11 protein-coding genes and 1 pseudogene are annotated in these 11,592 nt (G+C 66.4%); 4 read left to right on the forward strand and 8 right to left on the reverse strand.

Annotation, left to right across the window (positions count from 1 at the left end; genetic code table 11):
* Positions 1-75: 75 nt before the first annotated feature.
* A pseudogene (locus G3N58_RS34170) lies at positions 76-478 on the forward strand (LysR substrate-binding domain-containing protein); the annotation flags it as partial.
* Positions 479-520: 42 nt separating this feature from the next.
* Here G3N58_RS34170 and G3N58_RS12710 read toward each other — a convergent pair.
* Positions 521-883 (reverse strand): response regulator, encoded by a 363-nt coding sequence (locus tag G3N58_RS12710; protein ID WP_167283704.1) that lies wholly within the window; start codon positions 881-883, stop codon positions 521-523.
* A gap of 255 nt (positions 884-1,138) precedes the next feature.
* Between G3N58_RS12710 and G3N58_RS12715 the strand changes: the two genes are divergently transcribed.
* Positions 1,139-2,347 carry a sensor histidine kinase gene (locus G3N58_RS12715; RefSeq protein ID WP_205999312.1) on the forward strand — a complete coding sequence of 403 codons (1,209 nt, stop codon included), beginning with the start codon at positions 1,139-1,141 and terminating at the stop codon, positions 2,345-2,347.
* Between the two features lie 101 nt (positions 2,348-2,448).
* Positions 2,449-2,940: a GNAT family N-acetyltransferase gene (locus G3N58_RS12720; RefSeq protein WP_167283702.1), complete on the forward strand. Its 492-nt coding sequence runs from the start codon at positions 2,449-2,451 to the stop codon at positions 2,938-2,940.
* Between the two features lie 28 nt (positions 2,941-2,968).
* Here G3N58_RS12720 and G3N58_RS12725 read toward each other — a convergent pair whose 3' ends face one another.
* The 6 genes from G3N58_RS12725 to G3N58_RS12750 form a co-directional block, all read right to left on the reverse strand.
* The gene (locus tag G3N58_RS12725; RefSeq protein WP_167039760.1) at positions 2,969-3,280 is read right to left on the reverse strand and encodes a hypothetical protein; all 312 of its coding nucleotides are present in this window, start codon (positions 3,278-3,280) and stop codon (positions 2,969-2,971) included.
* A 149-nt stretch (positions 3,281-3,429) separates the two neighbouring features.
* Positions 3,430-4,455 (reverse strand): hypothetical protein, encoded by a 1,026-nt coding sequence (locus G3N58_RS12730; RefSeq protein WP_205999339.1) that lies wholly within the window; start codon positions 4,453-4,455, stop codon positions 3,430-3,432.
* A gap of 532 nt (positions 4,456-4,987) precedes the next feature.
* Positions 4,988-6,190: a 3-oxoadipyl-CoA thiolase gene (gene pcaF / locus G3N58_RS12735; RefSeq protein ID WP_205990646.1), complete on the reverse strand. Its 1,203-nt coding sequence runs from the start codon at positions 6,188-6,190 to the stop codon at positions 4,988-4,990.
* A gap of 518 nt (positions 6,191-6,708) precedes the next feature.
* A complete protein-coding gene (otnI, locus tag G3N58_RS12740) occupies positions 6,709-7,497 on the reverse strand; it encodes a 2-oxo-tetronate isomerase (protein WP_205999313.1) in 789 nt (262 codons plus the stop codon).
* Between the two features lie 193 nt (positions 7,498-7,690).
* Positions 7,691-8,365, reverse strand: coding sequence for an aldolase (locus tag G3N58_RS12745; RefSeq protein ID WP_205990647.1), 675 nt, complete (start codon positions 8,363-8,365; stop codon positions 7,691-7,693).
* Positions 8,366-8,415: 50 nt separating this feature from the next.
* Positions 8,416-9,120: a FadR/GntR family transcriptional regulator gene (locus tag G3N58_RS12750; protein ID WP_167283697.1), complete on the reverse strand. Its 705-nt coding sequence runs from the start codon at positions 9,118-9,120 to the stop codon at positions 8,416-8,418.
* A 236-nt stretch (positions 9,121-9,356) separates the two neighbouring features.
* On the opposite strand from G3N58_RS12750, the gene G3N58_RS12755 reads away from it, so the two are divergent.
* The gene (locus tag G3N58_RS12755; protein ID WP_167283696.1) at positions 9,357-10,181 is read left to right on the forward strand and encodes an IclR family transcriptional regulator; all 825 of its coding nucleotides are present in this window, start codon (positions 9,357-9,359) and stop codon (positions 10,179-10,181) included.
* A 184-nt stretch (positions 10,182-10,365) separates the two neighbouring features.
* Here the strand turns inward: G3N58_RS12755 and G3N58_RS12760 are convergent, their stop codons facing one another.
* Positions 10,366-11,556 carry a M20 aminoacylase family protein gene (locus tag G3N58_RS12760; RefSeq protein WP_167039747.1) on the reverse strand — a complete coding sequence of 397 codons (1,191 nt, stop codon included), beginning with the start codon at positions 11,554-11,556 and terminating at the stop codon, positions 10,366-10,368.
* Positions 11,557-11,592: the final 36 nt, after the last annotated feature.

Here is an 11,592-nt window from a genome sequence, read left to right on the forward strand (position 1 = left end):
GCGAGCGATGGGAACACCATCGGCATGTTTCGACATACCCCCGATGCTCCCACCCGGTAACGTCCAGACGAGATTGCGGCGGATGTCTATCTCGACGCGCACGGGCGCCCCGAGCCTCGGCACGAACTGCTGTCCCACACGTGCCTGCGCGAGCAATTCTCCGGCGGCGCGACGCCGACCTCGTACCTCGAACGCGAGAGCGAACTGCTGCAATGGCATCCGGGCGGACCACTGCTCGTACAGCCGGGCGCGGCGATCGACCTCGCGGTCAGTTGCGCTCTCGCGGGTATTGGCATCATTCATCTGTTCGAGGAGATGCTGCGCGCACATATCGCCAGCGGCGCGCCCGAACCAACTCTCGAACCGTGGCGGCTGCGCTTTTCGGGGCCGTTTCTGTATTACCCGAGGGCATCGCCACGTGCCCGCGCCGCTGCGCGCATTCGTCGACTTTCTCAAAGACGACGCACAGGCATCCTGATGATTGATGCCGAGCCGGCCGGGACATGAGCAACATGCCGCCTCAGCGATCGCCCCTGCACAGACGCGCGATCATCGTCAGAAAATATTCCACGCCACTCGGCTTGCGCAGGTAAAAACTCCAGTTGCGCGCCTCGCCTTCGGACGGCGGCACGGCCGTGTGCAGCAGAATCGGCACATCGGCGAGTTGCGGCATCGCCTTGAGGCTGCGGCACAGCTCGGCCCCGTCCATGACCGGCATCGTCCAGTCGGTGACAATCAGGTCGGGAACATGGGCACGCGCGCACGCGAGCGCTTCGGCGCCGTTGTTCGCACAACTCACCTCATACCCCTCGCGTTCCAGAATCAGGCACCACGCGGCCAGAATTTCCGGCTCGTCGTCCACCAGCAGGATTGAGCGCGTCATCGTCTGCGAACTCGTTGCTTCGATTGCCCGACGAGATGGCGCAAGAGGTGTTCCACATGCGGCAATTGCGGCGATAATGGGCGCCATCTTCGGCTCTCTCCGGGCCCAGCCGGGCACCGGGCGCCCATGCATACGCGGCACAACGGCGCGATGGCGCGATGGCACGACGCCAGGGCCCACGGAGCCGACGGGAGCAATGCGATCGGGCGAGTTCGTACGTTCGTATGTTGTAGAAATTTCCTGGGCGCATTCATCATGACCGACACACGCATCAGTCCGCTGCGCAATTTCGCCGACTACGTCCGGGCGGAACGCAGCCGTCTCACGCAGCAATGGATGGATGCCGTTGCCACCGACCTCGATCTCGTCGAAGCCGACAAGCTCACCTATCAGCAACTCGCCGATCATCTGCCGGAAATTATCGAAGGACTCTGCGCCGCGCTCGATGTGGAAGACCTCGAACAGGTCGAAACGTCGATCGAGCGCAACGCGAAAAAGCACGGCAAGATTCGCTGGGATCAGGGCTACCGCATCGAAGAACTCGTGCGCGAACTCGATCTTTTCCGGCGCGTGCTCGCCGAAGCGCTCGAGGAATTCGCCGCGCGCGAGAGCAGCTTCACGCGGCGTCACGAAAGCCGCGCGCGGCGGCTCATCGCCGAAGCATTCAGCATGGTCACGCACACGTCGATCAAGGAAGTGGTCAACGAGCGCGATCGCAAGATCGACGAGTACACGGGGCAGCTCGAACGCGCGAATCACGAGTTGATGCTCAAGCAGCAACTGGTCGGCGCGCTGCACGAGTCGCGCATGCAGATCACGCGCAGCGTCGTGCACGATCTGCGCAACTTCCTCAACGCGTTTTCGATCGCGCTGCAACTGATCGCGCGGGCGCCCTCGAAAGCCGAGACCGCCTTGACGCTCGCCAACCGCCAGGCCGCCGACATGAAGCAACTGGTCGACCAGATGGTCGAGTACTCGGTCGTGCTCGGCGACGCCACGCCGCTCGTGCCCGAAGCGGTCGATCTGCGCGAGCTTTACGAGGAGCTCGTCGCATCGTCGCGGCCGCTCGTCGAAGCCAAAGGGCTCAGGCTGCTCGCCTCGATCGATCCGGCGTTGTCGGTCGTCACGTCGAATCGCCTGAAGCTCAAGCAGATCGCGGTCAATCTGCTATCCAATGCGATCAAGTACACGAAGTCGGGGCAGGTCGAATTGCAACTCGCGACCGCCGGCACCGACCACTGGACGATTCGCGTGACGGATACCGGCGTCGGCATCGCACCCGCGGATGCGGATCGCGTGTTCGACGAATTCGAGCGTGCCGCCGGCGAGGACATTCCGGGCACGGGGCTCGGGCTCGCGATCGTCTGCGAGCTATGCCGCGTGCTGAACGGTCACATCGGGTTTGCGTCGCGCGAAGGCGTCGGCACGACGTTCGAGATCCGCTTTCCGTTGCGAAGCGAGTGACCTTCGCGATTGCCGTGCGGCACGTTCGCACGATCCGCTACACTGCGCGGATCGATACATCTCCCCATCGACCCACAGCCTCATCGCCTTATCGACCGCGCATGATCCATCTGCAAACCGCCCGCTTTCCTGAACAACTCGACATCGTGCGGACCATTTTCCGCGAATATGCCGGGAGTCTCGGCATCGATCTCGGCTTCCAGCAGTTCGACTCCGAACTGGCCGGCTTGCCCGGCAAATTTGCCGAGCCTCGCGGCCGCGTGCTGCTCGCGAGCAACGACGCGGGCGAGATTGTCGGCTGCGTCGCAATGCGTCCGCTCGACGAAACGATCTGCGAAATGAAGCGCCTTTACGTGCGCCCCGCGGGACGCGGCCTGCATGTGGGCCGGCATCTGGCTACGCGCATCTGTGCGCTGGCGAAACAGGCCGGCTATCGGCGCATGCGCCTCGACACGCTGCCGACGATGCAGGCCGCGCTCGGACTCTATGCGTCGCTCGGCTTCGAACCGATCGACGCTTACGTGTTCAATCCGATTCCCGGCGCGATCTTTCTCGAATGCGATCTGACGAAGCAGCACGAGCAATCGGCGTAGCCGGCGCCATCGCGCACACCGGTTCTGCTCAGCGCGCAGCATGAATGAGGTTAGCGCCGCCGTGGATGGCGTGGCCCGCGGGCAGGCATGCGCTCATCGCGCCGCCGCCCTGCCCGCTCAGACCGCGCACGATCACGTCCGCCGATTGGCCGTCGCGCCGCGCGAGTTCCGCGAGATCGAGCAACGCGGCATATCGCGCGGAACAGTCCTGCGATGCCGCGTCGAAGCGGTGGCCCGCGACATCGGCCGCCGATGCGACCCAGGTGTCGATGGCCGGCAGCGCCGCCACCACGAGCATCGCCAGTGCGGATACGGTGCAAATGGCGCGTATCGACGACACCCCGGTTCGCGCCCGACACCTCGCGGTTTCTCGCCCGGCACACGTTGCATCGCTCGCGACCTCATACGCCGCCTCGCATTTCCTGGCACGCCGGAAGCGCATGAATCCACCGCATTTGACGAGTCGCATCGCCACGTCCGTCACGCGCATCACGCCCAGTGCGCCGGCACCCAGACACGCCCGACCCAGTGGCCCGGCACCCACACGGCCGCACGCCGCACCGGCGCGACGTACACGGGACGCGGCGCGACATAGTAGACGGCACGCGGCGCGGGCCGCGCCACATAGACGACCGGGGGCGGCGGCACATAAGCCAGCGGCGGCGTCACCACTACGGGCTTCGGCGGCACATACACGACCGGCGGCGGCACGACGGCCGGTGCCGTCGCCACGACCACCGGTTTCGGCGCCACATACGCGACCGGCGCCGCAGCGACCACCGGGTTCGGCGCGACGACCACGGCCGCGCCGCCCACCGTCGTGCTGCTGACTGTCGCGCTGCCGGCCGTCGCACCGCCCGCGACCACGACGCCGCCCGTGACCACGGTCCCGCTCGACGTCACCGTGCTGTCGTGCGTGCCGGTCACGCTCGTCGACGTCGTCACGACACCCGGCGCAACGCGCGTCGCCGTGCCCGAGTGATAGACGCTGCCGTTATCGGGGCCCGTCACCGTACCGGAGCGCGAGCAGGTCGAGCCCGCGCAATTCGTCGCGGCCGAATGGTCGTAGGTATTGCCGTTCGCCCCCGTCACCGTACCCGACGACGAATACTGGCCCGGCCCGTTGCGCGTAACGTCGCCGGACGTGGTGGCCGTCTTGCCGTCCGGTCCGGTCAGCGTGCCGGTGTGCGCGCAGGTGCCGCCCGCGCAGCTGGTATCGCCCGAGTGCTGCACCGAGTTGCCGTAGCGCCCGGTCGCCGTGCCCGAATTCGAGAACTGGCCGGGCGCCGTGCGCGTCACCGTGCCGGTGTTGCTCGCGAAGCCGCCGTACGGACCGGCGACGCCGCCCGCGTGCGAACAGCTGCCGCCGCCACACGAACCATAATGCGCGCCGTTATAGACCCCGTGCGACGTGTAGGCCGTGCCATGCCCCGACCATGCGAACGCCGAGGCGCTGCCGAACTCGAAGACGGCAGCGGCCGCGCCGAGCAGGAATGTGCGCAGCACGCGGCGCATCGATGCGCCAGCCGGCGCGGCAACGGAAGCGAGGTCGGCGCGCTGCGCGCCCGTCTGAATTGAAGCTGCGAATAAACGATTTTTCACGAGATGTCCTTACTGGATTCGGGCCACTTGCGTCACTGCCGCGTGGCGACGAACGGACTATAGAAGGACATGCCGGGTAAATCATCGGCGAAGATATGTCGCGCCGTGTCACCGCGGCGACGCCCCGCCGCACAAGGCCTGGCGGGCGTTTCGCGGCGCACGCGACATATTTCGACATAGTTTGCGTCGCCTCTTCGGGGCGCTCACTGCCCGAGCGGCGTCACCTGCACGGCCGCCGCCGAGACGAACACCGCGTACAGCGTATCGCCGACCTTCACGTCTTATAGGCGGCCTTGTGGATGGCTCGATCGCGTGATCTCGCGCCAAAAGAAACAGCCCCATCGCCAAAGCGAGGGGGCTGTCGTCAAACCACCGTGGTCATCGAAGCGCGAGCGGCCGGGGCTGGCCGTGGCCGAGCGCGCGCCGCGCTACCCGCGTTCGGTCATCACACGCGTTCGATCGCGATTGCGATACCTTGGCCGACGCCGATACACATCGTGCACAGCGCGAAGCGGCCTTGCGTGCGTTGCAGTTGATACGTCGCGGTCGTGACCAGACGCGCGCCGCTCATGCCGAGCGGGTGGCCCAGCGCGATCGCGCCGCCGTTCGGGTTCACACGGGGATCGTCGTCGGCGACGCCGAGCGCGCGCAGCACCGCGATGCCTTGCGAGGCGAACGCTTCGTTCAGTTCGATCACGTCGAACTGGTCGATCGTCATGCCGAGGCGCGCGAGCAGTTTCTGCGTGGCGGGCGCCGGGCCGATGCCCATCACGCGCGGCTCGACGCCGGCGGTAGCGACGCCGAGCACGCGGGCGCGCGGCGTGAGGCCGAAGCGCTTCGCGGTTTCCGCGTTGGCGAGCAGCAGCGCGGCCGCGCCGTCGTTCACGCCCGAGGCGTTACCGGCCGTGACCGTGCCGTCCGGACGCACGACGCCCTTCAGCCTGGCGAGCGTTTCGAGGCTCGTTTCGCGCGGATGCTCGTCCTGCAGCACCGTGATCGGATCGCCCTTCTTCTGCGCGATCGTCACGCCGACGATTTCCTGCGCGAGCGTGCCGTCCTTCTGCGCGCGAGCCGCCTTCTGCTGGCTGCGCAGCGCGAACGCGTCCTGGTCGGCGCGGCTGATGTTGTAGTCCGTCGCGACGTTTTCGCCGGTTTCCGGCATCGAGTCGACGCCGTACAGCTTCTTCATCAGCGGATTGACGAAGCGCCAGCCGATCGTCGTGTCGTGGATCTCGTTCTGACGCGTGAACGCGCTGGTCGCCTTGGGCATCACGAACGGCGCGCGGCTCATGCTTTCGACGCCGCCCGCCACCATCAGCGCGGCCTCGCCCGACTTGATCGCGCGCGCGGCGATGCCGATCGCGTCCATGCCCGAACCGCACAGACGGTTGACCGTCGAGCCCGGCACGTCCTTCGGCAGGCCTGCGAGTAGCAGCGACATGCGCGCGACGTTGCGGTTGTCGTCGCCGGCCTGGTTCGCACAGCCGTAGATCACGTCGTCGATGGCGCTCCAGTCGACGTTCGGGTTACGCTCCATCAGCGCCTTGAGCGGCACCGCGCCGAGGTCGTCGGCGCGCACCGACGACAGCGAACCCGCATAACGGCCAATGGGGGTGCGAATCGCGTCGCACAGGAATGCTTCGGTCATGTGATGTCTCCAGTTGAGATGCTACGTGCGCTGCGCCGCGCGCCGGTTTTCCGTGGATGACGCGAGCCCGATGCATCAGCACATCGACGCATCGGCCCGGCGGCCCTCACGGCAAATGGCGGCAAGCTGCGGGACGCCGCAGGAAAGCGGCGGCGCGGCGGTCACCACGGGCGGTCGCCACCTCAAGGCAGCTTAGCGCAGGATCGTGAACGATGGGCTTGGAATCGACGACAGTTGCCGCAACCGCGGCGTGCCTCGGCGTGGTTTCCTCACCCGGCCTTATGTTCTATATACGAACACAAGGTCATATATCGAACAAACAGGCTCGATGATAGGCGCGTGCGCGAAACCGTGTCAAGCACGGACGAAGCCGTGCCAGCGGATACCAGGGAATACGCGCAGGGAGTGGTTCTCAACCGGTCTTCAATGCAAGCCGATTCCTTGAGGAGTCGGCGGCACTGAAGAACGATCAGGTAAACGGCAGAACGAGAGGCAAAACGAACGATGAATCGCGACGCTCAACGCGCCGCGTCGAGATAAGGCCGCAGCCATCCGAGCCCCGCCGAGGTCGCCGCGCGCGGCCGGTATTCGCAGCCGATGTAGCCATCGTAGCCGAGCGAATCGATCAGATCGAACAGGTACGGATAGTTCAGCTCGCCGATGTCGGGTTCGTGACGCTCGGGCACGCCCGCGATCTGGATATGGCCGATGCCGGCCCTATCGCGCTTGAGCTTCATCGCCAGATCGCCCTCGACGATCTGGCAGTGATAGCAGTCGAACTGCACCTTCAGATTCGCGGCGCCGACTTCGGCGCAGATCGCCTGCGCGTCATCCTGGCGATTGAGGAAATAGCCCGGCATGTCGCGCGCATTGATCGGCTCGATGACGATCATGATCTGCTCGGCTTGCGCGGTCTGCGCGGCGTAGGCGAGATTCTTCAGATACACGTCGCGCAGTTTTTCGCGCGGCTGGTCCTGCGGCGCGAGGCCCGCCATCACGTGCAGCTTGCGGTTGCCGAGCACGCGCGCGTAGTCGAGCGCGGTGTCGATGCTGCGGCGGAATTCGTCCTCGCGGCCCGGCAGGATCGCGATGCCGCGCTCGCCGCCGTTCCAGTCTCCCGGCGGCGCATTGAAGAGCGCCTGCGTGAGGCCGTGCGCATCGAGTTGCGCTTGCAGTTCGTCGGCGCGAAAGTCGTACGGAAACAGAAACTCGACCGCTTTGAAACCGTCGCGCGCGGCGGCGGCGAAACGGTCGAGAAAAGCGTGCTCGTTGTACATCATGGTCAGATTGGCGGCGAAGCGAGGCATGGCGACAACTCCTTGAAAACAGTGTGTAGGGCGCGCGATGCATGCGCTGAGCACGCGTGCGCCGATAAAAATAAACGAACGGACGGGAACGTCGACGGCAACGCAGCGTGCCGACTTCGCGGAGCCGAGCGGCGCGGCACATGCGTCCGCGCGAGACGCAAGCTATGCCCGCACAATCAGCACCCGCGCCGCCTTACCAGCGCGCGCCGAACACCGCGCGCAGTTCTTCGAGCGCGGCTTCTTCGAGCGGCGCGGGACGCGGCTGCGTCATCAGCCACAGGCGCGCGGTCTCCTCGAGTTCTTCGAGCGCATACGACGCATGCGCGACCGAGCGCTCCCACACCACCGGCCCCAACCGGTCGAGCAACACCGCACGCACGCTGTCGGCGAGCGCGGCGATCTGCGCGGCCACTTGCGGATCGCCGGGGCGGCGGTAACGGATCAGCGGGACGTGTCCCACTTTCATCACGTAGTACGGCGTGATCGGCGGCAGCACGTCGGTCTCGCTCCAGACGCCCGCGAGCGTCAGCGCGACGAGATGCGTCGAATGCGTATGGACGATGCCGCGCGCTTCGCGATTGCGCGCATAGATGCCCTGATGCAGCGCGAGCGTTTTCGACGGCTTGCCGCCCGACACCGCGCGCCCGTCGACGTCGACCTTCGCGATGTCCGTAGGGTCGAGCCGGCCGAGGCACGCATCGGTCGGTGTGATGAGCCAGCCGTCGTCGAGCCGCGCGCTGATGTTGCCGGCGGTGCCGACCGTATAGCCGCGCTGGTAGAGGCTCGCGCCGCAGGCGCAGATTTCCTCGCGCACGCGCGCTTCGTCAGTCGTGTGGAGTGCGGGGGTGGATACAGGTGCAGCGGTCATCGTAGGGTTCCATCCAGATGGCGTAATGCCTTGAAGAAATCGGTCATGGGCTAACTCATCCCCGCCTCGGCCAGCCGGCGCGCCGCGTTATACAGATGCGTCTGCGCAGCCTCGCGCGCCGCCTGCGGATCGCGCGCGCGGATCGCGGCGGCAATCGCCGCATGCTCGTCGCGCACCTGCCGCGAGAAATCTTCGCGCAGCGCCTCGTTGCGGCGCGTGACGACCACGCCCGCTTCGAGGTATTGATTGAGGAACGTCAGCGTCTTGAGGAAATACGGATTGCCGGTGGCCGCCGCGATCGCGCGATGAAACGCGACGTCTTCGGCGACGCCGTCGTCGCCCTCGGCCACCGCCTCGTCGATGCGCGCGAGCGCCGCCTCGATCGACGCCATCTCGGCGTCGCCGCACCGCAGCGCGGCTTCGGCGGCGACCTCGGCCTCGATCGCGCGGCGCAGCGCGAGAATCTGCACGACCGAGCCCGGCTCGGCCGCTTCGGCGTAGTCGATGCGCAGCGGCCGGATCGCGCCGTGCCCGGCGACGAACACGCCGCTGCCCTGGCGCGGCTCGACCACGCCCTCGTTCTTCAGGCGCGAAATCGCCTCGCGGATCACCGTGCGGCTCACGCCGAACTGCTGCGCGAGCACGGCCTCGGTCGGCAGCTTGCCGCCGCGCACGAAAGCGCCTTTGTCGATCTGCACGAGCAGTTGCTGCGCGACCGTGTCGCTCAACGCCCGCGCGGGAATCTTGTCGAACATGAGGTATCGGATGGCTGCGGATGAGCCGAATTAGTCAGGTTATCGGGTCATCATACAAATTTCACGAGTTCAGCCCTATCCACGCAAACCCTGGCATTTTTGAGAGAACGCGCGTCATTTGGCGAAACAGAAGGCTTAAGCTATCGTCACGCCTTTGCGCCACAATGCGCGGCATCGAATGGCGCACGCCCGCGCGCCTTCATGCGCATCTTTTCCGAACGCACTTTTCAAGGCCCATGAGCAAAGCCCTGCCGTCGTCTTCCGCCGTTCCCGCCCACGCCGAGCCGGCCCCGGAGAAACCGGGCGACTCGTACGTGCAGTCGTTCGCGCGCGGTCTCGCGGTGATCCGCGCGTTCGACGCGACGCGCCCCGAGCAGACGCTCACCGACGTCGCCGCCGCGACCGGCCTCACGCGCGCGGGCGCGCGCCGGATTCTGCTGACGCTGCAGACGCTCGGCTACGTGGAAGCCGACGGCCGCCTGTTTCGCCTGACGCCGAAGATTCTCGACCTTGGCTTCGCCTACCTCACGTCGATGCCGTTCTGGAATCTCGCGGAACCGGTCATGGAAAATCTGTCGTCGCAGGTTCACGAAAGCTGCTCGGCGGCCGTACTCGATCGCACCGAGATCGTCTACGTGCTGCGCGTGCCGACGCACAAGATCATGACGATCAACCTCTCGATCGGCAGCCGCCTGCCTGCGTATTGCACGTCGATGGGCCGCGTGCTGCTCGCCGCGCTCGACGACGACGAGCTCGACGCCACGCTGAACTCGGCGCCGCTCTACGCGCACACGCCGCGCACGGTCACCGACAAGGAAGAGCTGAAGAAGCTGATCGCGCAGGTGCGCCGCCAGGGCTGGGCGATCGTCGATCAGGAACTCGAAGGCGGACTGATTTCGCTGTCCGCGCCGATCCGCAACCGCCAGGGGCGCGTGATCGCGGCGCTGAACATCAGCGGCAACGCGCAGCGCAATTCGGCGCGGCAAATGGTGAAAGCGTTTCTCGAACCGCTGCAGCAGGCCGCGCAGACGGTGTCGGATATGGTGGCGCGGCGCGGTTGAGGCGTGCGCTCAAGGGCTGCGCTTAAAAAACGCGCCTGAAGAACGCCCTTAAAGAACGCTCCCACGGAACGCCCCTAAGGCGCACAGATCACCGCGCGGCCGGCGGACGCGGCAACCGGGCGCGAGGCAGCGCCCCTGCCTCGCCCGATCGTTCAATCGCCTAGCCGCCCAATCGCCCAATCACTCACTGCGCGAGATAACGCTCCACGAGCCGCGTCCAGAACGCCGCACCGATCGGCAGGTTGTGGTCGTTGAAGTCGTAATGCGGGTTGTGCACCATGCAGCCGTCCTCGCCGACGCCGTTGCCGATGCGCAGGAACGTGCCCGGCCGCTGCTGCAGCATGAACGCGAAGTCCTCGCTGCCCATCAGGATATCGGTCTGCTCGACCACCTTGTCGTCGCCGACCAGTTCGCGCGCAACCTGCACCGCGAAATCCGTTTCGGCCTCCGTATTGACGACGACCGGATAGCCCTCGATGTACTCGACATACGCCTTGCCGCCGTAGCTCGCGGCCTGCGACTCGGCCAGTTCGGTGATGCGCCTCTTCAGCAACGCGCGTACCTCGGGGCTGAACGAGCGCACGCTCAGCTCGAGCCGCGCGCTGCTCGAAATCACGTTGTTCGCGGTGCCCGCGTGCATCGAGCCGATCGTCACCACGGCGGGCTGCGCCGGATCGACGTTGCGCGCGACGATGGTCTGCAAGGCCATCACGATGCTCGCGGCCACCACGACCGGATCGACGGTCAGGTGCGGACGCGCCGCATGGCCGCCGACGCCCTCGATCGTGATGATCGCCTTGTCGCCCGCCGACATGAACGGCCCCTTGCGGAACAGCAGCATGCCCGGCTCCGCGCCCGGATGGTTATGCAGGCCGAACACGGCGTCGCACGGGAAGCGCTCGAACAGGCCGTCCTTGATCATCTTCAGCGCGCCGCTGTCGATGCCGCTTTCCTCGGCCGGCTGGAAGTACAGATGCACGGTGCCCGAGAAATTGCGCGTGGCCGCGAGCCGTTGCGCGGCGCCGAGCAGGATCGTCGTGTGGCCGTCGTGGCCGCATGCGTGCATCTTGCCGTGCGTCGCGCTCGCGTAGGGCAAGCCGGTCTGCTCAAGAATCGGCAGCGCGTCCATGTCCGCGCGAATGCCGATGCGGCGCGCGCCGTCGCCCACTGTCAGCGTGCCGACCACGCCGGTCTTGCCGACCCCGCGCGTGACCTGCCAGCCCCATTGTTCGAGCCTCCCGGCCACGAGTTCGGCGGTCTGCACTTCCTCGTAGGCGAGTTCGGGATGGCGGTGAATGTGATGGCGAATTTCGCGCAGGCTCGCGACGGCGGGTTCCAGATCGGATACTTCGGTCAGACGCGGGGTCTCGTTCATTATCGTATTGCTCCATGAATTCGGGCCAGGCCGGCC

It is taken from the genome of Paraburkholderia sp. Ac-20342 (assembly GCF_017104985.1).
In the GTDB taxonomy this organism is placed as follows: domain Bacteria; phylum Pseudomonadota; class Gammaproteobacteria; order Burkholderiales; family Burkholderiaceae; genus Paraburkholderia.

What these genes read in the sequence shown, in the direction of transcription:
- G3N58_RS12710 (WP_167283704.1), bottom strand. Translation starts at nt 883, where the DNA reads ATGACGCGCTCAATCCTGCTGGTGGACGACGAGCCGGAAATTCTGGCC.
- G3N58_RS12715 (WP_205999312.1), top strand. Translation starts at nt 1,139, where the DNA reads ATGACCGACACACGCATCAGTCCGCTGCGCAATTTCGCCGACTACGTC.
- G3N58_RS12720 (WP_167283702.1), top strand. Translation starts at nt 2,449, where the DNA reads ATGATCCATCTGCAAACCGCCCGCTTTCCTGAACAACTCGACATCGTG.
- G3N58_RS12730 (WP_205999339.1), bottom strand. Translation starts at nt 4,455, where the DNA reads ATGCGCCGCGTGCTGCGCACATTCCTGCTCGGCGCGGCCGCTGCCGTC.
- pcaF (WP_205990646.1), bottom strand. Translation starts at nt 6,190, where the DNA reads ATGACCGAAGCATTCCTGTGCGACGCGATTCGCACCCCCATTGGCCGT.
- otnI (WP_205999313.1), bottom strand. Translation starts at nt 7,497, where the DNA reads ATGCCTCGCTTCGCCGCCAATCTGACCATGATGTACAACGAGCACGCT.
- G3N58_RS12745 (WP_205990647.1), bottom strand. Translation starts at nt 8,365, where the DNA reads ATGACCGCTGCACCTGTATCCACCCCCGCACTCCACACGACTGACGAA.
- G3N58_RS12750 (WP_167283697.1), bottom strand. Translation starts at nt 9,120, where the DNA reads ATGTTCGACAAGATTCCCGCGCGGGCGTTGAGCGACACGGTCGCGCAG.
- G3N58_RS12755 (WP_167283696.1), top strand. Translation starts at nt 9,357, where the DNA reads ATGAGCAAAGCCCTGCCGTCGTCTTCCGCCGTTCCCGCCCACGCCGAG.
- G3N58_RS12760 (WP_167039747.1), bottom strand. Translation starts at nt 11,556, where the DNA reads ATGAACGAGACCCCGCGTCTGACCGAAGTATCCGATCTGGAACCCGCC.